Origin of the sequence: Hohaiivirga grylli, assembly GCF_039655745.1 — a bacterium.
GTDB classification, from domain to species: Bacteria; Pseudomonadota; Alphaproteobacteria; order Rhizobiales; family Beijerinckiaceae; genus Hohaiivirga; species Hohaiivirga grylli.
Genome location: NZ_JBBYXI010000002.1, coordinates 71,935 through 91,592 on the forward strand (window position 1 = coordinate 71,935; position 19,658 = coordinate 91,592).

Here is a 19,658-nt window from a genome sequence, read left to right on the forward strand (position 1 = left end):
CTGCACGATCCTAGCGGGTGGATGCAATATTCATTGGGGAGGAGTTCAGGGCATATTTCTTCTTCGCGTCATCAAGCCACGCCGTGTAGGCGGCTTCATTGACGACACGAACAACAATCGGCATGAAGGCATGGCCATTGCCGCAAAGCTCTGAACACTGACCGTAGTAAACGCCTTCACGCTCGGCCTTGAACCACATTTCATTAAGGCGACCGGGGATGGCATCAATCTTGAGACCAAAAGCGGGAACTGCCCATGAGTGGATGACATCAGCTGATGTTGTCTGAAGTTTCACGACCTTATTCACCGGGACAACCATTTCATTGTCGACCGTTAAAAGGCGAAGATCTCCGGGCTTGAGATTCTCTTCGGGAACCATGATTGAATCAAACTTGAAGCCGCCCTGATCGCTTGGATATTCATAACCCCAGTACCAGGAATAACCTGTTGCTTTAACAACGATATCGGCTTTTGGAATAGTTAGCTGGTCACGAAGCAGCCGGAATGACGGAACTGAAATTGCAACAAGGATGAGAACCGGAATAATCGTCCATGCAATTTCCAGCCCTGTATGGTGGGTGGTCTTGGATGGAACCGGGTGCTTCTTCTCTCTGAATCTGAAAATAACAATCAGCAGAAGCACAGCAACAAACAGACAGATGACTGTCACAAGCAGCAGCAAGTTATGATGAAATGCGGACATTTCGCGCCCGAAACTGGTTACGGTTTCCTGCATGTTGATTTGCCATGGGCGGGGTAATCCGGCTGTTGCTTCTTGCGCTTGTGTGCCGCTGTTTGAAAATAGAACAGAGAGGAAAAAAGCGAGGGTAAGCAAAGGCCGATAAAAGCTTGGCATTTTTCTGACCGGCATAAAAAGCCTCATCCAGTTGCGATGCGGAGCAAGCGTCCGCAGTAAGATTTGAAACGACAATAACAGTAGAAATTTTTTATCGCCGTTGGGCTCGGAGAAACGCAATTTGATTTATGTCAAATATTTGTCGCAATCTTGGAAATGCTCAAGGGTGCAGAAGTGGTCAGAAGCACTTTTTTGTATTAGTAATTAGTTTGACAGTGTGATTTCTTGGTACTGCGCTTGACATTCAGCGTGTGGCGTGTTCCGAAAGTTGCCTGAAAATTTCGAGTCCGGTAAATCTGCCGGATCATAGCATTCTGCTGATCAAGAAGGGTTTTCATGTTGTTCAGGAAAGCAATCCGGACGCTCCTTTTAGGGCTTACCTTACCAGTACTTTTTAGTGCATCTGCTTATGCACAAGGGGCTGCCCCCGGTTCAGATATGAGCAATGGCAAGGCCTATGGCGCATGGAAGGTGAAGTGCGATACTCCACCCGGTTCCGCATCTGAACGCTGCATTGTGGTTCAGAATGTTGTTGATGATCAGAGCCCTGATATCACCCTTGTTGTGAGCATCTACAAGACGGCCGATGGTAAAAGCCAGATGATGCGCGTTGTTGCACCATTGGGTGTTTTGCTGCCGAGTGGTCTTGGGCTGCGTATTGATGAGACAGATATTGGCCGGGTTGGCTTTGTTCGCTGTTTCACAAGTGGCTGTGCTGCTGAGGTCCGTATTGAAGATGGTCTGCTTGACCAGCTGAAGAACGGCAAAACAGCAATGTTTATCGTTTTCAAGACGCCTGAGCAGGGTGTCGGGGTACCTATTGTTCTTGATGGGTTCTCTGCCGCTTATGATAATCTGCCGAATGTTGCGCAGTAATATTGACGGGGTTCTAGACTAATGAAAAAACTGATAGCTCTCGCAGGTCTCTCTCTTCTTGTTGCAGCTTGCAGCAGTGCAGAAGAAGGAACGAATACGGCAAGCAATCTTTTCTTCTTCAATAAGACAGAAGCTCCTGAGGTTGCCAAGCCTCCGACAGAGACAATTTATTGCCCCCGCGTGGATGTGTATGAGGGCGGTGGTTATACAACGACAAATGCCGGCGGTCAGGCCTCGATTATTGATACAGCGCGCGAGTGCCACCTTCGTGAAGATGGTTCTGTCCGTGTGAAAGTTGGTGTAGCCGGGCGTGTCGTTCTCGCATCTGGTAGTAGTGGTCGCTATTCTGTACCTGTTCACTACCGCATCAAGGTGGGTGATAGGGTTCTTGCCCAGCGTTCACAGACGGCAACCGCTCTGGTTGGTTCTGAACGCAGATCTGGTGAGTTTGCATCAGTTCAGGAGGGCTTTATCGTCCCTGCTGCACATCTTGATACTTTCACTATTGAGGTTGGTATCGGCGGTCGCCGCTAATATAAATCCTGATATTTTGACGAAAAGGCCGGTTCAATCATGACCGGCCTTTTTCGTAGGGTCGCCTTTAGTCTAGCTGACTAACTTACCTTCAGTAAGTTTTTCATGATAAGCCCCCGTTGACTCATGCGATCAGGAATATAAGAGTGATCCGGTCAAGTGATCCCTGCGGAAGAGTTCGATATTCTCCCATTTAATATCGACGCCGAAGGCGCAACCGCCCCGGAAACGCTCAGGCTAAAGGACCGCAAGTGATCTGGCACTCTGGAGAGCGGTAGTTTATTCTACCCACCGAAGGAAGCAGCCTGTCCACGGACAGGGAAATCTCTCAGGTTCTCAGACAGAGGGGGCATCTAACGGGCATTGGCCTGTCGATGTAACTCGTTCTGGACTGGGGACAATATGTCTGAGAGTAACAGTGATACACCTATCCTGAAAACCCCGCTCTATGCAGAGCATGTCGCACTTAGTGCACGTATGGTGCCATTCGCGGGTTATGATATGCCTGTCCAGTATCCGACCGGGATTTTGAATGAGCATCTGTGGACCAGAGAAAGTGCTGGTTTGTTTGATGTGTCCCATATGGGGCAGGCTGAACTGATAGGGAGCGATCATGCGACCGTCGCAAAAGCTCTTGAAACACTGGTTCCTGCCGATATTCTGAATATTAAGCCGGGACAGCAGCGGTATTCCCAGTTTTTGAATGAGCAGGGTAGTATTCTGGATGATCTTATGATCTCCCGTCCTGTTGAACCAGAAGCTGATGGAAAGCTTATTCTTGTGGTCAATGCTGGCTGCAAGGAGGCAGATTACAAGCATCTTGCTCAAAAACTTCCCGCAGGAATTACCCTTAAACGCCGTGATGATCTTGCGCTTTTTGCCCTTCAGGGACCGAAAGCAGAAGAGGTGCTCGGCACTTTTGCACCAGAAGCAAAAGAAATGGGCTTTATGTCTGTTCGTAGCTTTAAGGTTGCAGGGTTTGATTGCACGGTTTCCCGCTCCGGTTATACGGGCGAGGATGGTTATGAAATCTCTGTCTCCGCTGATCATGCCGGTGCTTTATGGAATAAGATATTAAGTAATCCTGTCGTTAAGCCTGTCGGGCTTGGCGCCCGTGATTCATTACGGCTTGAGGCCGGTCTTTGCCTTTATGGACATGACATTGATACCGGGACATCACCAATTGAGGCCGGGCTTAACTGGTCAATTCAGAAGCGCCGCCGCGAAGAGGGCGGCTTCCCCGGGTATGAGCGGATTGCGAAAGAACTTACTGATGGCACAAGCAAAATCCGTGTTGGTATTCTGCCGGAAGGACGCGCTCCTGCGCGTGAAGGCACAATCATTACAGATACGGATGGTAACGAAATCGGAGTCGTGACTTCCGGTGGTTTTGGCCCAAGTCTGAATGGCCCTCTGGCAATGGGTTATGTGGCCTCTGGATTCAAACAGGTCGATACGCCGGTTATCCTTGTTGTCCGTGGCAAGCCGGTGCCGGCAAAAATCGCGGCAATGCCATTTGTTCCTAATCATTACAAACGCTGAATTTGAACTTTTAAGTTTTCGGAGAAAATCATGACTACCTATTACAGCAAAGATCACGAATATATCCGTATTGAAGGCAACGTTGGAGTTGTTGGAATTACCGATCATGCCCAGAGCCAGCTTGGTGATGTGGTTTATGTTGAGCTTCCAAAAGTTGGATCAGATATTGCAAAAGGCGGCGAAGCAGCTGTTGTCGAAAGCGTTAAGGCTGCAAGTGATGTCTACACACCTGTCAGCGGCAAGATTGTTGAAGTTAATGGTGAACTTGAAGCCACACCAAATCTCGTCAATGAAGCCGCTGAACGTGATGGCTGGTTCTTCCGTATTGAACTGTCTGACAAGTCAGAACTGGACGGTCTTATGGATGAAGCAGGCTATAAGAAGTTTGTTGCTGAAAACGCCTGATCACTGAAATTGCAGGAAGGTATGTAACCATGCGCTATCTCCCGCTTTCTGATGCTGACCGGAGCCAGATGCTGGCCCGTATCGGTGTCAAGAATGTCAATGAGCTTTTTGCCGGTGTGCCGAAAGACAAGCTATTAACATCGCCTGTCAATCTGCCATCGCATAAAAGCGAACGTGAAGTTGAAGGTATGTTTCGCAAGATTTCTGCGAAGAATATGGCAGCTTCCTCAGTTCCGTTCTTTCTTGGGGCTGGTGCCTATAAGCACCATGTTCCAGCAACGGTTGATCACCTGATCCAGCGTTCAGAGTTTTTGACCAGTTACACACCTTACCAGCCTGAAATTGCGCAGGGCACATTGCAGTATCTGTTTGAGTTCCAGACACAGGTCGCAACTCTGACAGGCATGGATGTCGCTAACGCTTCTATGTACGATGGCTCAACCGCTACGGGAGAAGCGGTTCTGATGGCTCATCGCGTTACGAAACGCAACAAAGCCATTCTGGCTGGTGGCTTGCATCCGCAATACGCAGATGTCGTTCGCACTCTGTCAAAGCTTGCCAGTGACGAAGTCGTCTCCATGGCTGCGGATGTCAGTGGAGATGCTGATATTCTATCTCAGATTGACGATCAGACATCTTGCGTTGTGGTTCAGACACCTGACTTTTTTGGCAATCTGCATGACTTCAAGGCAATTGCTGATAAGGCTCATGAAAAAGGTGCACTTGTTATCGCTGTCTTTACAGAGGCCGTTTCGCTTGGCCTGTTGAAGGCTCCGGGTGAGATGGGTGCTGATATCGTTGTTGGTGAAGGCCAGTCTATCGGTAATGCCCTCAACTTCGGTGGCCCATACGTTGGGCTGTTTGCAACGCGTCAGCAGTATGTGCGGCAGATGCCGGGTCGGTTATGCGGTTTAACGGTTGATTCTGAAGGCCGCCGGGGCTTTGTATTGACACTCTCGACGCGTGAGCAGCATATTCGCCGTGAGAAGGCTACATCAAATATCTGCACCAACTCAGGGCTTTGTGCTTTGGCGTTCTCAATTCATATGAGTTTGCTGGGTGGTACGGGGCTGACACGACTGGCAAAGGTCAATCATGCCAATGCTCTCAAGCTGAGCCGCGAGTTGCAGGAAATTAAGGGGGTCTCTGTTCTCAATAAGACATTCTTCAATGAGTTTACGGTTCGCCTTTCCCAGAAGGCTGCTGATGTTGTCGAGCAACTGGCAAAGCGAGGCATTCTTGCCGGTGTTCCGGTATCTCGTCTTCTGCCAAATGCCGGGCTTGATGATCTGATGCTGGTTGCATCAACAGAAGTAAATACGGATGAAGACCGCGTTGCCCTTGTTACAGCCCTTAAGGAGGTACTGTGATGAATAATCAGGGACGTCCAACACATTCTGGAGAAGTCGGTCAGGGTAACCTGCACCCCACATTCACGGGTAATAAGGCGCTGTTGCAGATTGAGCCGCTTCTGTTTGAAGTTGGTCGCAATGATGTGACCGGTGTCGATATTGAAGATGTCGCAATCGATAGTAATTGCTTAGGCAATATGGGCCGTCAGGCGCAGGTTGAACTTCCGGCACTGACTGAACCAGAGGCCATGCGCCATTATGTACGCCTCAGCCAATGGAACTTCGGTATTGATACCGGCCTGTTCCCGCTTGGCTCCTGTACGATGAAGCATAACGCGCGTCTCAATGAGGCGATGGCGCGTTTGCCTGGCTTTGGTGACATTCACCCATTCCAGCCGCTGTCGACTGTACAGGGTGCGCTGGAGCTGATGCGTGAGCTTGGTCGTTATCTGATGACCCTGACCGGAATGGAAGCGGTTGCTCTGTCACCAAAGGCAGGAGCTCATGGTGAGCTTTGCGGCATGGCAGCCATTAAGGCAGCGGTTGACGCAAAAGGTGAAGGGGCAACCCGTACTGTGGTTCTGGTTCCTGAATCGGCTCATGGCACGAATCCGGCAACCGCCGTGATGCTTGGCTTCTCGGTCAAATCATTCCCGACACGGGAAGATGGTAAAGTCGATGTTGCAGACGTGAAGGCACTGCTTGGCCCGGATGTTGCTGCAATCATGCTGACCAACCCGAACACCTGCGGTCTGTTTGAGAGCCAGATGAAAGAAATTGCCGATGCCGTTCATGAGGCTGGTGGCTATTTCTATTGTGATGGCGCGAACTTCAACGCAATCGTCGGTAAGGCCCGTCCGGGTGATCTTGGCGCTGACGCCATGCACATCAACCTGCACAAAACCTTCTCCACACCACATGGTGGTGGTGGACCAGGTGGTGGTCCGGTTGTGTTCTCCAAGCTGTTGGCGCCTTTTGTACCTGTGCCACAGGTTCGGGTTGATGGGGATGACCTCACACTGGAAGAGCATGCTGATGACAAGAACTTTGGGCGTCTGACAGCCTTCCATGGACAGATGGGCGTCTACGTTCGCTCGCTCTCCTACATGCTGTCTCATGGTTCCGATGGCATGATGCAGGCTTCAGAGGATGCAGTTCTGTCTGCAAACTACATTAAGGCCTGTCTGTCGGATCTGATGTCTCTGCCTTATGGAGAACAGCCATGCATGCATGAAGTACTGTTTGATGACAGCTGGTTAAGCGATACCGGTGTCACGACACTTGATTTTGCAAAAGCCATGATTGACGAGGGATATCATCCAATGACGATGTATTTCCCGCTGGTTGTTCATGGAGCTATGCTGATTGAGCCCACAGAGTCTGAATCGAAAGCATCTCTTGATCTGTTCATTGCGGCATTGAGGGATCTGGCAATGGCCGCGAAGAATGGCGACAAGGAACGCTTTACAGGAGCGCCTTACCATGCACCGCGTCGTCGTCTCGATGAAACATCAGCGGCCAGAAATCCTGTCCTGAAATGGACAGAAAGCACCAAGCCTAACCATCATTGGTAAGGCTACTTATGTTAAGTTTTGGAAATCCCGCTTCGGCGGGATTTTCTTTGGCACTAGGCATACTGCTGAATATGCGTTATCCTGTGCGCGTTAGAAATCAGGAGTGAAGTTCAATGAACCAGAAAGAATACCAGCCAACCACGTGTTCTGTATTCTTTTCTATGGTGCTTCATGACGGATATTCTGACCTTAAAAGGTATTTCATATAATACGCCAAACGGGCGTCAGCTTTTCAATAAATTTGATTTTTCAATTGGGCGGGAACGTATAGCCCTCGTCGGTGCAAACGGCTGTGGCAAGACCACATTGCTGCAGCTTATCTCTGGTCAGCTGAAACCCGTAGAAGGGCAGATCATTGCCCATGGTAAAATTGGTTTCTTAAGGCAAATATTAGATCATGAGAGCAATCAATCGATTGCTGAAGTGCTCAATGTTCATGAGGGAATAGAGCGTCTCTCTCGAATAGAGCAAGGGAAGGCTGAAGATGATGATCTTGAGCTGGCTGACTGGTTTCTCGAAGCTGAGATAGGGGAAACCCTCACTAAACTTGGACTGGGCAATCTCGATATTACACAGCCTTTTGGCTCATTAAGCGGAGGGCAGAAAACACGAATTGAGATTGCGCGTCTGTTATTGGAAAAGCCTGATCTCATTCTGTTGGATGAACCAACAAATAATCTTGATGTTGAAGGTCGTGAGCTTGTTCAGAACCTGATGCTTAATTGGCAGGGAGGCGCGCTTATTGCGAGCCATGACAGAAAGCTTCTGTCGTCCGTGGATTGTATTGTTGAACTATCGGAGACCGGTGTAAGCCGTTTTGGCGGTAACTGGGATTTTTATAAGCAGCAGAAAGATCGTGAGGTTGCTGCAGCTGAACATGCGCTTGCACGTGCCCAGCTAGAACAATCACGTGCCGAGAAAGATGCACAGGAGCGGATAGAGCGACAGCAGCAAAGAGATGCAAGAGGTAAGAAAGCCCGAAGTAGCGGCGTGCCAAAAGTATTGCTTGATGCCCGAAAAGATAGGGCAGGGCGTACAAAGTCCAGAACAAGCCAGCTTTCAGGGCATATATTACAAAACACGGAACAGGAGATTCATAAGGCGCAGGAGCGTTTGGAAATTATTGCCCCCCGTAACTTTTCTTTGAAAAGTGGGTTTGCCAATAGTGGAAAAACTCTCATTGAGATTGCTAGCATCAGTGGCGGTTATGACCCGGGACAGGATATTATCTCAAACTTCTCCCTACGAGTTCATAACGGTGATCGTATTGCGCTTGTCGGCTCGAATGGCTCCGGTAAATCTACGCTTCTGCAAATGATTGCCGGAACATTGCCTGTTACTGCAGGTGAAATCAGGAGGTTCTCTCCTGTTTATGTTCTTGATCAGCATGTGCAGATATTAAACCCTGAAGAAAGCATCTTTGAAAACTTTAAGCGGTTAAAGCCTGATAGCAATGACAATGAATGCAGGGCTGCCCTGGCAAAGTTTATGTTTCGGGCAGATGCCAGTTTGAGGAAAGTTTCAGAGCTCAGTGGTGGCGAAAAAATGCGGGCAGCCATGGCCTGTATCTTCGGGCATGAGCCACTTGCCGGTTTACTCATCCTCGATGAGCCGACCAACCATCTGGATATTCAATCTATTGAGGAACTGGAGCGTGCCTTGCAGAGTTATGAAGGTGCACTCATTGTTGTCTCACATGATAAAGCATTTCTGGAGGCCATTGGTATCAAGCAGTTTGTCTCTCTTGATGGTATATCTTTCTAAAGTGTGAGGTATAACACGTTAGTTAATAAACATTTTTAAATGTGAATTTATTCAATTTACATTTAAAAATGATGCGACTATAAGGTCGGAACTCATAATAAGCCCAGTGTCATCTTAGAGTATTTACGGTATCCTATAGTTTGCTTGGGCAGAGGAAACTCCAGCAGGAAAGAGTACTTCCATGGAAGCATCAAGTTCTTCAGCCATGTTTCATGGCGTCTTCTTCGAGAAGTTTATCTCCATTACTTATTATCAGACGCTTATTGGTCTGGCTGCCATTCTGGTCAGTTTTTTTATTCTGAAATGGTTGCAGGATAGAAAAACCAGTTTTTCAATTCGTATGCTTGTCGCCTTGATTATTGGCGCTGCCCTTGGCCTTGGGATACAGGCCGTAGCAGGTTTCCCAGTCAAGGCAACAGGATGGATGAATGAGATTTCCATCTGGTATGGCTTACCCGGCCGTGCCTTTGTCGCCTTTATTCGGATGCTGGTCATTCCGCTGATCTTTGTATCTATCGTCAAGGTTGTCCTTGATTTCTCCGGTCAGGAAAATCTGCCGAAGATTGCGACCCGTGGTATTTTCTGGCTGCTGTTTACGACAGGCATTGCATGCGTTATCGGCATCGTCCTTGCCAATGCATTCGGGTTAGGTCTGGAAACAGCTGTTGTGACATCCAGCGAACAGGGTAAGGCCTACACCAATCTGGTTGAAACAATCCTGCGGTTGATCCCTAGCAATATCATCTCAGCAATGAGCGGTGAGAATATTGTTGGTCTGGTTATCTTCTCAGCATTAATTGGCGCAGGCGCCAACCGGATGGAGAAGAAGAATCCGGAAGTTATCGCTGTCTTCAAAAGCCTCATTGGAGCACTTTATAAGATCGTGATGTCCGTTGCCATGACGATCATCAAGTACATGCCTTATGCGGTTGTGGCGCTGTTGGCCCGCACGATTGTTCTCAACGGTATTCCAGCCATTATTGAAGTCTCAAGCTTTGTAGTTGCTATTTACGTGGCAACTATTCTGATGCTGCTTGTCCATGTGGTGATTGTTGCCATGCACGGTGTGTCACCTGTGATGTTCGTCCGGAAGGCGCTGAGTACCTGGCTGATGGCTTTTACGAGCCGTTCTTCAGTTGGGACACTGCCGGTCACCATTTCGACCCTGACAGGTCGTATGGGCGTTAATGACGGCACGGCTAACCTTGTCGGCTCTCTGGGTAGCACGATGGGTATGAACGGCTGTGCAGGCTTCTTCCCTGCGATGGTAGCCATCATGGTTGCCCATATGGTTGGTATTGAGGTTAACCTCCAGTTCTACATCATGCTGGTTATCGTTGTTGTCATTGGATCTATCGGTATCGCTGGTATTCCGGGTACAGCGACCGTTGCTGCAACGATTGTGCTGTCTGGTATGGGGATGGGGGAACATTTTCCACTGATTGGTATGGTTCTGGCTATTGATCCGATTATTGATATGGCTCGTACGCTTGCCAACGTATCTGGTACCATGGTTGCGGCTGTGGCAACGGAGAGGGAAATGGGTAGCATGGATATGGCTGTCTTCAATGATGCCGATGCCATTGCAGAACATGCCGAGGCTACCCTGTAAAAGCCTTGAGTGCGTAAATGCTTTTATACCCCTGCAAAATTCTGCAGGGGTATTTTTTTTGAACTCATTATTGTTCAGGAGTGAATCTTAACACGGAGCCATATCCCTATTGGTACAGGGTAAGGTAAGGAAGCCGCTAGATGTTGCCTGTAGAACCCAGGGCAAATAAAAACGGCCCTGACGGGCCGTTTAAAACAATCAACTGAGATAACAGTTATTAGGCGTTGAAGCGGCTCTTAACTTCATCGAGCCCTTTGGTAATGAGGGCTTCGGCTGTCTTGCCTTTAACTTCACCGCGTAAAACAACTTCTGATGCCTTAACAGCCGCTTCAATGGCAGCTGCCTTAACTTCAGCTGCCGCATCTGCTTCAGCCTGAGCAATCTTGGCTTCAGCAGCAGCCGTGCGGCGGGCAACAAAGTCGGCCATTTTCTGCTGTGTTTCTTCAGAGATACGTTTTGCTTCAGCTTTAGCAAGCGCAACAATGTCTTCTGCTTCTTTTTCGGCAGCAACACGTTTCGCTTCAAATTCTTTCAGCAGGTTTTCAGCGTCATCACGGAGCTGTTTTGCTTCCTGCAACTGGTCAGCAACGCCTTGAGTGCGCTTGTCCAGACCAGATGTGATAATCCCGGGAACCTTGTAGTAAACAAGGATGCCAACAAAGATGAGAAATGCAATTGCGACCCAGGTTTCTGCACTAGCAAGCATTGGTCTCTCCTCAGGCTTTGATCTGATCAAGAGCTGCTTCGACTGCGGTGTCGGACGGCGCTTTCTCGATAATGTGTTCGACGAGGGTTGAAGTTGTTTCCGCGGCAATTGCGCGGACATTTTTCATAGCCTTCGTTTTGGTTTTCTCAATCTTGCTATTGGCTTCCTGCATGCGAACAGCCAGCTCTTCCTCAAGTGCTTTGCGACGCTTTTCGGATTCTGCTGTCAGTTTGCTATGTGCTTCCTGAGCAAGATTTTGAGCATTTGAACGGGCTTCAGCCAATGATCTTTCATAGGCTTTCCCTGCTTCTTCAGCTTTAACGCGGGCCTCTTGGGCCTGCTGAAGATCGCGGTTCAGGATACCTTCACGCTCTTCGAAAATTGATTTGAAGCGCGGAACAATAACCTTGGACACCATGAAATAGAGAAGTCCAAAAGTGATTGCCAGCCAAAGAAGCTGTCCGCCGAAATGTGTCGTATCGAAAGCAGGAAAATTTCCGCCTTCTCCTGAAACTTCGGTTCCTGCGTGTGTATTCTGGGCCATACGAGAATATCCTGAAAAGTCCAGAGACGGCAGAGGTGCTGCCGTCACGGTTGCTCAAAGGCGGGAAAATCCCGCCTTCCGACCATCGAGCGGATAATTACACAACGAAGAGAAGGATGAGTGCAACAACGAGACAGAAAATGCCGAGACCTTCGGCAAGAGCTGCACCGATAAAGGCGCGGGCAAACTGGCTGTCAGCTGCAGATGGATTGCGAAGAGCGCCGGAGAGGTAGTTACCGAAAATGGTACCCACACCCATAGCAGCAAGACCCATACCGAGACAGGCCAGACCAGCGCCAAGGAACTTCAGTGTAGACAGATCCATCGTAATCTCCTTCAGAATGATGGTCGGTATTTTAAAAGAAACGTAGCCCTATCAGATCAGTGATCGATATGCAGGGCGTCGTTGAGGTAAATACAGGTAAGAATTGCAAAGACGTATGCCTGAAGACAGGCAACCAGCAGTTCAAGGGCCATCAGGGCAACAGCCATCACCAGTGGAAGAGGTGACAGGATTGCAAAGAAGCCGCTTGCACCCAGCATAACAACAAAGCCCGCAAAAATTTTCAGAGCAATGTGGCCAGCCATCATGTTTGCAAACAAACGAAGAGACAGGCTGATTGGACGTGAGATGAATGAGATGATCTCAATCAGCACAAGGAATGGAAGCAGCCAGCCTGGCACTCCTGATGGCACGAAAAGGTGCAGGAAGTGCGCGCCATGATGCATGAAACCGTAGACGATGACCGTTCCGATAACCAGAACAGCCAAGGCAAAGGTCACGATCAGATGGCTGGTGACTGTGAAGCTGTAAGGAATGAGGCCCACAAGGTTGGCCGTCAAAACGAACGTGAAAAGCGAGAAAACCAGCGGGAAGAAACGCATTCCGTCCTTACCGGTCGTTTCGTTCATCATGTTGAGAACGAAGTCATGCAGTCCTTCTGCAAAGGCCTGTGCTCTGCCAGGGACAAGAGACCGCTTACTTGTTGCCAGCAACAGGCCCCCTACGATGATTGCCAAGGCAATAACCATGAAAAGGGAAGCATTACTGAAAAGTATTTGCGGAATGAAATACTTGATCTCGAATTGTTCAATAGGGCTATGCATGTCCTGCGCTTTCGCCGGGAGAAACCACTACCTGACTTCAAAGGAGAGTTACGGTTTATCTTTGAGCCTCATCGTTTTCAGGGCACCGGAAGCTCTTAAGAGATTGAGCATCCCGGCACAGAAACCGAGGAGAAGAAAAACTATAAGCCCCCACGGAGCCGATCCGAATAACTTATCGACTAACCAACCTATCGCCCCACCAGCCAAGACACCGGAAACGAACTCAGCTGAAAGCCTGAAGGCTTGGGCAACTGCATTCTGGTTTATGGCCTGTTGCTCAGGAGGTTTTTCCTTGGTCTCTCGTTCCTGGTTGATGGAATTCAACCGTTTATCGAGAGAGGAAAGCCTCTCTGTCAGGTTGGCGTCAACGGAGTTATCCTTCTCTCCATCATCCGCTTTGTTTCGTTTGCTCTGGTTGGTCATCGCGACATCACCTCAAACGGCCCGCTACGGACACTGGAATCTGGCTCCGAAAGCCGGGGGCACCATATTGGCGCAAGACAAGGGTGTCAAGAATGTTCGACGAATGTATAATACATGAAAGCCAATGAAATTACGATGCTTTTCTAAAGTATTATAAACCAGCCATCAGAAAAGCTCCCTGAGAATAATCATCAGACGTTTTCAACGAGCTGCTCAGCGGCTTCTAGATCAACAGAAACAAGTTGTGAAACACCTTTTTCAGCCATGGTTACGCCGAAAAGACGATCCATCCGGGCCATCGTGATCGGGTTATGGGTAATAACCACAAAGCGCGTTTCAGTTTTCTGAGCCATTTCCGTCAGGAGGTCGCAATAACGTTCGACATTCGCATCATCCAGTGGTGCATCGACCTCATCAAGTACGCAAATTGGCGATGGATTCGTTAAAAATACCGCAAAAATAAGTGCGATTGCAGTTAAAGCCTGCTCTCCACCTGACAGAAGGGTCATTGTTTGCGGCTTTTTTCCTGGGGGGCGGGCAAGAATTTCTAGGCCTGCTTCAAGCGGATCATCCGAATCAACAAGAGTGAGCTCTGCTGTGCCGCCACTGAAGAGTGTTGTGAATAGATTCTGGAAGTGGGCATTTACGATATCAAAGGCTGCCAGAAGCCGCTCCCGGCCTTCTCGGTTCAGGCTGTAGATTGCCTGACGTAAACGCTTGATGGCCTCCTCCAGATCACCTTTCTCATTCAATATACCGGATTTCTTTTCTTCTATCTCGGTCAGCTCATCTTCTGCCCGCAGATTAACAGCGCCGAGACGTTCCCGGTCTACTTTTAAAGCTGTCAGCTTTCTTTCCACTTCCTCGGGAGGTGGCAGTGCATCCTGATTATTGAGACCAGCCAGTTCTATCAGGCCAGCAGGGCTGGTTTCGAGAGTTTCAGATATCTGATGCGTAATTTCCGCAAGACGACGAATGGAAGCCTCGTGACGGGCTTGAGAGCCTGCACGAGCTTCGCGGGCACTGGATAGCTGCTCCAATGCCAGCCGTGCCTGTCTATCCGTTTCAGCGAGAATATTCTCTGCTTCTGCCCGGATATCAGATGCTTCTTTCTGTTGGATTTCCGCTTTCTCAATTTCGGCAATGAGTGCCCTGCGGCGTATCAGATAGGTATCGGGAGCTTCTTGCAGCTCCTTCTGCTCCTTACGGGCGCGCTCAAGACGTTCATTTAAGGTGGAGGCGGCTTCTTCCGCCCGCTCCATTCGTTGAGACCATGATGTTATATCGGCAGAGATCATCTCGCTACGGCGGGTACGGCTTGCAGCTTCACTGAGCAATCTGTGTAATTCTGATTGAGCATCAGAAGTTGCGGTTCTTACTTCAGCAACTTTTATGCGTTGCTGGTTCAATTTACCTTCAAGTTCCGTGGCTGGCTCAAATTGGGCAAGAGCCGTATTTGCATTTTCAAGACGAACAGTTGCTTCTTTCTTATCGTTGTTGATACGATCAAGAGCAGCTTTAAGAGATGTAATGCGTGCTGAATTCTCGGTTTCCAGACGTTCAAGACGAGCGAGCTCTTCACGACTGCGATCAAGATGCTGACGATTTGAGCGCGTGGCATCAATTGCAGCACTTTCTTCCTGTGCTGCTTTTTTTACGGCAGCCTGAGCTGCTTCCATCTCATTAATACGTTTTTCGCGTATCGCTTCAGCCGTCGCAGCTGCTTTTTCCAGATCGCCAAGACGATTTTTCTCTGCAAGCCGGCGGGCTGCTGGAGTTGGTGCATCTGCTGCAGCCGTGAAACCATCCCAACGCCATAAACCACCTTCTTTTGAAACAAGTCTCTGTCCCGGCAGAAGTTGATCCTGCAATGAAAGTGCCGCAGCACTGTCTACCACGCCAATTTGGGAGAGCCGCCGTTTTAATGCTGCTGGTGCGGATACATATTTGGCTAAGGATGTTACACCTGTTGGCAGTGGTGCATTGATATCACCTTCAATAATGCTCCAGTGAACAGCTGCCTGAACATCAGAACTGGCATCAAGATCATCTCCGAGAGCAGCACCCAGAGCGATTTCATATCCCTTTTCTGTCGTGATCTCTTCCAGGATAGCAGTTCCGACCATTCCGGGAGCAGGGGCCAAGAGCTTTGCAAGGGTTCTGATCTCAGTCTCAAGCTTCTGAGCATTATTTTGAGCTTCCTGTAAGGGGGCTCGTAAATTAGCCTCAGCTTCTCTCGCTATAATTAGTGCTTGGCGGGCGGCTTCCTGTCTTTGCTCAGCCGCTGCCAGATTTTCTGCCAGAGCTGCTATATTATTCCTGAGTTCATCAATTGCGGCCTGATGACTGACAGCTGCCGTAAACTCAGAAAGTTTTTGCTCAAGTTGCTGTTGCTCGGTCACCAGTTTGTCATGCCTGAGCTGCTCATCCTGTCGGGAGCGTTCCAGGCTGCTGCGTTGGGCATTGAGATCAGATACTTCCGCCTGAAGTTTGGTTAGGGTTGCCTCTTCTTGAGCAAGAACTTCTTTGCATTGCGCAACGAGAGAGTGTGCCTTTTCATGAGAGCTTGCAGATTCAGCCTCCTCTTTGAAAAGCTGTTCTTTCTCATTTTTAAGACGCAGGATTGTTGCTGCCGCGTCTGCCCGCTCTGTTGCACCGCGGGTTATGTCCTGTTCAAGCTCCTGAATATGCCTCTCAAGATTTTCAAGCTTTTGTTTTGACTGCCGCTCTTCAGTATCAAGTTCCGTGCGCGCATGGGTCAGTCTCTGCACGGCTGCGGCGGTTTCTGCTTCTTTCTGTCTGAGAGGGGGCAGGTTATGGGCTGCGACTGCTTGAGCTGTTGCAGCCTTTGTCTGCTTTTCTGTCTCTTCTGCGACCTTCTTTAAATCTTCATCAGCCTGTAACCGGGCCGCATCTTCTTCTTCCCTTGCGTCAGCAAAGGATATGGCGAGAGACAGGGCTTCATATCGACGGATTTCAGCTGAGAGTGTGCGGTAGCGAGATGCTTGGCGACCCTGCTTTTTTAAGCTTTCAGACTGCGATTCAATTTCGCGCAAGACATCTTCAACGCGTAAAAGATTATCTTCCGCACCTTTCAGGCGCAGCTCAGCCTCATGGCGTCTGGCGTGTAAACCTGCAATGCCAGCCGCATCTTCCAGAATACGCCTGCGCGATTGTGGCTTGGCGGAAATGATTTCATTGATCTGGCCCTGACGTACAAGCGCTGGGGACCGTGCCCCCGTCGCTGCATCAGCAAAAAGAAGCTGAACATCGCGTGCCCTGACTTCCCTGCCATTGATGCGATAGGTAGACCCATCTGCGCGCTCAATACGGCGGGAGACTTCCAGAGTATCCGTATCGTTATGCCCCGCAGGTGCCGTCCGGTCTGTATTGTCAATGGAAACGGTGACTTCTGCGGTATTGCGAGCTGGTCGTTTGCCACTCCCGGAGAAGATGACATCATCCATGCCTGAGGCACGCATGCTCTTGTATGAGCTCTCACCCATGACCCAGCGCAGAGCTTCGACAAGGTTCGATTTGCCACAACCGTTCGGCCCGATAACGCCGGTCAGGCCGGGTTCAATCAGGAAGTCGGTTGGTTCAACAAAAGTTTTGAACCCTGAGATGCGTAGGCGCGTAAGCTTCATTCTCAGTCCCAAAGCCCATTCTTGAAAAGAATGAGCCGGAAACGATCAGATCAAAAAGAAACCGTCTCATATCGAGACGGTTTCAAAGACTTATACACCTTAGTCAAGCAGTGCGGGACTTGGAAGGGCTTATCTGCGTAAGTCGCATTATCCACGCTATCCACTGGCAAAATTATTTTGCAGCAGCGAGTGCCTCATCAATCTGCTTCTTGAATTCTTCAAGCGGGTAAGCACCAACAACGCGTTTGCCATTGATAAAGAAGGTTGGAGTTGCTTCAATTTTGAGAACTGTCTTGGCGCGGTTAACAACCGACTGAATACCATCAATGATGTCTTTGTTCTTCAGGCAGGCATCAAACTGCTCATCAGACATACCCGTCTGGCGCATAATTGCGCGAAGATTGTCAGCTGGGGTTGCTGTGAATGCCCATTTGTCCTGCATCTTGAAGAGCAGATCAGACACGGCATGGAACTTGGACTTGTCTGAACAGCGGGCCAGTACCGAGGCACCAATTGCAAGCTGGTCAAAACCAATTTCACGGCGAATATAACGAACCTTCCCAGTATCAACATAAAGCTTCTTCAGCTCTGGATAGGTTTTGTTATGAAAGTCAGCACAATGGCTGCAGGTGAAAGACGAGTATTCGTAGATGGTGACTTTGGCATCTTCAGGGCCAAGAGGCATATCACCTAATGGGCCAGCAACACCAAGCTCCATAATGGAGACACTGTCTTGAGCCTTAGCACCGTTCATTGGCAGAAAACTGGCCAAACCAGCGATAAGGCCCAGTACTGTCATGAGCGCACGACGATTAATCATCTACAATTACTCCATAAATAGGAAAAGTGTTCTAACTGCTTCGTGACGTAGAACGGAGTTCAAAATAAGGCAAGTGCGCTTGCTTACAATTGGTAATCTAGCGGCTTTGATTTTTATTCGATGTCAGAACGCTTTTTCCCAAACGTTCTAGAGCTTCACGTAATGGCTCGTCTTCAACATTGCCAATTGCTGTTTTGATTTGCTCACGTTCATTTTCAGAAATAGGGGGGCGCTGTTGCGGCTGTTTCTCTTCCCGGTGAACAGGTCCTTGTTTCAGGACGATTTTACCTACGCATCGCCATCCAAAATAGGTGTTTACCTTTTCAATGATTAGTGGCGACTGGTGCTGCATCTCGAGTGCAAAGGCACTTTCAACGCGAATGACCAGAGTTGCAGGCATCGGGCGCTCATCCGGGTCAAAAGAAGCCCTGCGTCTCGGCCATTCCAGCTTCATTGGCCGGGTAAAGGCTGCCAGCTTTTCACCAACAATATCAGGCCATGCAATCAGGACATCAGATGTCGCAAACCCCTGAGCTGCCAGAGAAGGGGATAAACATCCTTCTATCAGTTCAGCCAGTGGCTTGGCTTTGAGCCGGGCCTGTCTTGCCATGGTTTGATGCCTTAAATTTAAAATCCAAAATGCATACTTATATGCTCGGTGATTATCGTTGTTTTCTGAACTAATGCCAATGGGGTGGATAAAAAACATTTGGGCAGAAACGACCGGCCCCTTATAAGCGGTCTCTCTTAAGAGGATTCGTTAAACACCAATGATATCTGCACGCCAACCTGATAGTTCTGACTTATTGCAATGGTATGATCGCCATCAGCGTGTGTTGCCATGGCGCGCACGGCTTGGTGAAATTCCAGATCCCTATCGGGTATGGTTATCTGAAATTATGTTGCAGCAGACGACAGTCGTTGCCGTGAAGCCTTATTTTGAAAAATTTGTTACCCGTTTCCCGGACGTTTTTGCGCTTGCTGATGCGCCATCTGAAGAGGTCATGCAGGCATGGGCCGGGCTTGGCTACTACTCACGTGCCCGCAATCTTCACGCCTGCGCCAAACAGGTTGCATATGAGTTTGGGGGCGTTTTCCCTGACAATGAGGCTGAGCTTCTCAAGCTTCCTGGTATTGGCCCTTATACGGCGGGCGCAATCACCTCAATTGCTTTTAACAAGCCAGCTGTTGCTGTTGACGGCAATGTTGAGCGTGTGATGACGCGCCTGTTTGCTCTGACCGACCCATTGCCGGGCGTAAAAGGGCAGGTGCGTGAAAAGGCATTATCTCTTCTACCTGAAGGGCGCTCTGGAGACTTTGCGCAGGCATTGATGGATTTGGGGGCGACCATCTGTTCTCCCAAGAAACCAGCCTGTTCCATCTGCCCATGGATGGAGCTTTGCCTTGGCCGCCGTCAGGGAATTGCGGAGACCCTGCCGGTGAAAGCTCCAAAACAGGTTCGACCGACACGGCTAGGTGCTATCTTTGTGATCGAACGTAAAGACGGTGCCATTTTAGTTGAAACACGCCCACCATCTGGCCTGCTTGGTGGTATGGCTGCATTCCCTTCAAGCCAGTGGGCGGAGGATTATGATCTCTCCAAAGCCATGCTGGATGCGCCGATGGAGCTGCGTTGGAAACGTTTAATGGGGGAAGTCAAACATGTTTTCACCCACTTTCAGCTTTTGCTGACAGTTTATGTCGGGCGTGCAGCTTTGGATGCAGAAGCGCCAGAAGGGATGCGCTGGGTGCCTCGTAAGCATATTGATGACGAGGCTTTACCAAGTGTGATGCGTAAGGTTTTAAGCCACGCTATTTCTCAAATTTAAAGAAATTTTTTTGCGGGTTTCAAGAAAATCAAAGGCATGGATTATATATAATTAAATTACGTATTGA

18 protein-coding genes and 1 riboswitch are annotated in these 19,658 nt (G+C 49.2%); of the genes, 9 read left to right on the plus strand and 9 right to left on the minus strand.

Going from position 1 to position 19,658, the window contains the following annotated elements:
• Nucleotides 1-10: 10 nt before the first annotated feature.
• Entirely contained in the window at nt 11-871 is an 861-nt protein-coding gene (coxB, locus tag WJT86_RS04715; RefSeq protein ID WP_346336374.1) for a cytochrome c oxidase subunit II, read from the minus strand.
• Nucleotides 872-1,192: 321 nt separating this feature from the next.
• Between coxB and WJT86_RS04720 the strand changes: the two genes are divergently transcribed.
• The 8 genes from WJT86_RS04720 to WJT86_RS04755 all read left to right on the plus strand — a co-directional run bounded on the left by WJT86_RS04720 (nt 1,193) and on the right by WJT86_RS04755 (nt 10,515).
• Nucleotides 1,193-1,732 carry an invasion associated locus B family protein gene (locus WJT86_RS04720; RefSeq protein ID WP_346336375.1) on the plus strand — a complete coding sequence of 180 codons (540 nt, stop codon included), beginning with the start codon at nt 1,193-1,195 and terminating at the stop codon, nt 1,730-1,732.
• Nucleotides 1,733-1,753: 21 nt separating this feature from the next.
• Nucleotides 1,754-2,266, plus strand: a complete 513-nt coding sequence (locus WJT86_RS04725; protein ID WP_346336376.1) for a hypothetical protein — start codon at nt 1,754-1,756, stop codon at nt 2,264-2,266.
• A gap of 159 nt (nt 2,267-2,425) precedes the next feature.
• A riboswitch (glycine riboswitch) is annotated at nt 2,426-2,524 on the plus strand.
• Nucleotides 2,525-2,668: 144 nt separating this feature from the next.
• Entirely contained in the window at nt 2,669-3,808 is a 1,140-nt protein-coding gene (gene gcvT / locus WJT86_RS04730; protein ID WP_346336377.1) for a glycine cleavage system aminomethyltransferase GcvT, read from the plus strand.
• A 30-nt stretch (nt 3,809-3,838) separates the two neighbouring features.
• The gene (gene gcvH, locus WJT86_RS04735; RefSeq protein WP_346336378.1) at nt 3,839-4,213 is read left to right on the plus strand and encodes a glycine cleavage system protein GcvH; all 375 of its coding nucleotides are present in this window, start codon (nt 3,839-3,841) and stop codon (nt 4,211-4,213) included.
• A 29-nt stretch (nt 4,214-4,242) separates the two neighbouring features.
• Complete coding sequence (gene gcvPA, locus WJT86_RS04740) at nt 4,243-5,583, plus strand: aminomethyl-transferring glycine dehydrogenase subunit GcvPA (RefSeq protein ID WP_346336379.1); 1,341 nt, start codon at nt 4,243-4,245, stop codon at nt 5,581-5,583.
• Nucleotides 5,583-7,139, plus strand: coding sequence for an aminomethyl-transferring glycine dehydrogenase subunit GcvPB (gene gcvPB / locus WJT86_RS04745; protein ID WP_346336380.1), 1,557 nt, complete (start codon nt 5,583-5,585; stop codon nt 7,137-7,139). The genes gcvPA and gcvPB overlap by 1 nt, the downstream gene beginning before the upstream one ends.
• A gap of 171 nt (nt 7,140-7,310) precedes the next feature.
• Nucleotides 7,311-8,903, plus strand: coding sequence for a ribosomal protection-like ABC-F family protein (gene abc-f, locus WJT86_RS04750; protein WP_346336381.1), 1,593 nt, complete (start codon nt 7,311-7,313; stop codon nt 8,901-8,903).
• A 181-nt stretch (nt 8,904-9,084) separates the two neighbouring features.
• Nucleotides 9,085-10,515, plus strand: a complete 1,431-nt coding sequence (locus WJT86_RS04755) for a cation:dicarboxylate symporter family transporter (RefSeq protein WP_346336382.1) — start codon at nt 9,085-9,087, stop codon at nt 10,513-10,515.
• A gap of 217 nt (nt 10,516-10,732) precedes the next feature.
• Here the strand turns inward: WJT86_RS04755 and WJT86_RS04760 are convergent, their stop codons facing one another.
• The 8 genes from WJT86_RS04760 to WJT86_RS04795 form a co-directional block, all read right to left on the minus strand.
• A complete protein-coding gene (locus tag WJT86_RS04760; RefSeq protein WP_346336383.1) occupies nt 10,733-11,221 on the minus strand; it encodes a F0F1 ATP synthase subunit B family protein in 489 nt (162 codons plus the stop codon).
• A 10-nt stretch (nt 11,222-11,231) separates the two neighbouring features.
• Nucleotides 11,232-11,765, minus strand: a complete 534-nt coding sequence (locus WJT86_RS04765) for a F0F1 ATP synthase subunit B family protein (protein WP_346336384.1) — start codon at nt 11,763-11,765, stop codon at nt 11,232-11,234.
• Nucleotides 11,766-11,862: 97 nt separating this feature from the next.
• Entirely contained in the window at nt 11,863-12,090 is a 228-nt protein-coding gene (locus WJT86_RS04770) for a F0F1 ATP synthase subunit C (protein ID WP_346336385.1), read from the minus strand.
• A 56-nt stretch (nt 12,091-12,146) separates the two neighbouring features.
• A complete protein-coding gene (locus WJT86_RS04775; protein WP_346336386.1) occupies nt 12,147-12,872 on the minus strand; it encodes a F0F1 ATP synthase subunit A in 726 nt (241 codons plus the stop codon).
• A 48-nt stretch (nt 12,873-12,920) separates the two neighbouring features.
• Complete coding sequence (locus tag WJT86_RS04780) at nt 12,921-13,295, minus strand: AtpZ/AtpI family protein (protein ID WP_346336388.1); 375 nt, start codon at nt 13,293-13,295, stop codon at nt 12,921-12,923.
• 191 nt (nt 13,296-13,486) lie between these two features.
• Nucleotides 13,487-16,942 carry a chromosome segregation protein SMC gene (smc, locus tag WJT86_RS04785; protein WP_346336389.1) on the minus strand — a complete coding sequence of 1,152 codons (3,456 nt, stop codon included), beginning with the start codon at nt 16,940-16,942 and terminating at the stop codon, nt 13,487-13,489.
• Nucleotides 16,943-17,114: 172 nt separating this feature from the next.
• Complete coding sequence (locus WJT86_RS04790; protein WP_346336390.1) at nt 17,115-17,762, minus strand: DsbA family protein; 648 nt, start codon at nt 17,760-17,762, stop codon at nt 17,115-17,117.
• Nucleotides 17,763-17,859: 97 nt separating this feature from the next.
• Nucleotides 17,860-18,372: a DUF721 domain-containing protein gene (locus WJT86_RS04795; RefSeq protein ID WP_346336391.1), complete on the minus strand. Its 513-nt coding sequence runs from the start codon at nt 18,370-18,372 to the stop codon at nt 17,860-17,862.
• A gap of 160 nt (nt 18,373-18,532) precedes the next feature.
• Between WJT86_RS04795 and mutY the strand changes: the two genes are divergently transcribed.
• Nucleotides 18,533-19,591 (plus strand): A/G-specific adenine glycosylase, encoded by a 1,059-nt coding sequence (gene mutY, locus WJT86_RS04800; protein ID WP_346336392.1) that lies wholly within the window; start codon nt 18,533-18,535, stop codon nt 19,589-19,591.
• Nucleotides 19,592-19,658: the final 67 nt, after the last annotated feature.

Excerpts from the sequence above, each read along its gene's own strand:
- WJT86_RS04795 (WP_346336391.1), bottom strand. The coding sequence starts at position 18,372 with ATGGCAAGACAGGCCCGGCTCAAAGCCAAGCCACTGGCTGAACTGATA.
- smc (WP_346336389.1), bottom strand. The coding sequence starts at position 16,942 with ATGAAGCTTACGCGCCTACGCATCTCAGGGTTCAAAACTTTTGTTGAA.
- WJT86_RS04760 (WP_346336383.1), bottom strand. The coding sequence starts at position 11,221 with ATGCTTGCTAGTGCAGAAACCTGGGTCGCAATTGCATTTCTCATCTTT.
- WJT86_RS04755 (WP_346336382.1), top strand. The coding sequence starts at position 9,085 with ATGGAAGCATCAAGTTCTTCAGCCATGTTTCATGGCGTCTTCTTCGAG.
- mutY (WP_346336392.1), top strand. The coding sequence starts at position 18,533 with ATGATATCTGCACGCCAACCTGATAGTTCTGACTTATTGCAATGGTAT.
- gcvPA (WP_346336379.1), top strand. The coding sequence starts at position 4,243 with ATGCGCTATCTCCCGCTTTCTGATGCTGACCGGAGCCAGATGCTGGCC.
- gcvPB (WP_346336380.1), top strand. The coding sequence starts at position 5,583 with ATGAATAATCAGGGACGTCCAACACATTCTGGAGAAGTCGGTCAGGGT.
- abc-f (WP_346336381.1), top strand. The coding sequence starts at position 7,311 with ATGACGGATATTCTGACCTTAAAAGGTATTTCATATAATACGCCAAAC.
- WJT86_RS04720 (WP_346336375.1), top strand. The coding sequence starts at position 1,193 with ATGTTGTTCAGGAAAGCAATCCGGACGCTCCTTTTAGGGCTTACCTTA.
- WJT86_RS04765 (WP_346336384.1), bottom strand. The coding sequence starts at position 11,765 with ATGGCCCAGAATACACACGCAGGAACCGAAGTTTCAGGAGAAGGCGGA.
- WJT86_RS04770 (WP_346336385.1), bottom strand. The coding sequence starts at position 12,090 with ATGGATCTGTCTACACTGAAGTTCCTTGGCGCTGGTCTGGCCTGTCTC.
- WJT86_RS04775 (WP_346336386.1), bottom strand. The coding sequence starts at position 12,872 with ATGCATAGCCCTATTGAACAATTCGAGATCAAGTATTTCATTCCGCAA.
- WJT86_RS04725 (WP_346336376.1), top strand. The coding sequence starts at position 1,754 with ATGAAAAAACTGATAGCTCTCGCAGGTCTCTCTCTTCTTGTTGCAGCT.
- WJT86_RS04790 (WP_346336390.1), bottom strand. The coding sequence starts at position 17,762 with ATGATTAATCGTCGTGCGCTCATGACAGTACTGGGCCTTATCGCTGGT.
- gcvH (WP_346336378.1), top strand. The coding sequence starts at position 3,839 with ATGACTACCTATTACAGCAAAGATCACGAATATATCCGTATTGAAGGC.
- coxB (WP_346336374.1), bottom strand. The coding sequence starts at position 871 with ATGCCGGTCAGAAAAATGCCAAGCTTTTATCGGCCTTTGCTTACCCTC.
- gcvT (WP_346336377.1), top strand. The coding sequence starts at position 2,669 with ATGTCTGAGAGTAACAGTGATACACCTATCCTGAAAACCCCGCTCTAT.
- WJT86_RS04780 (WP_346336388.1), bottom strand. The coding sequence starts at position 13,295 with ATGACCAACCAGAGCAAACGAAACAAAGCGGATGATGGAGAGAAGGAT.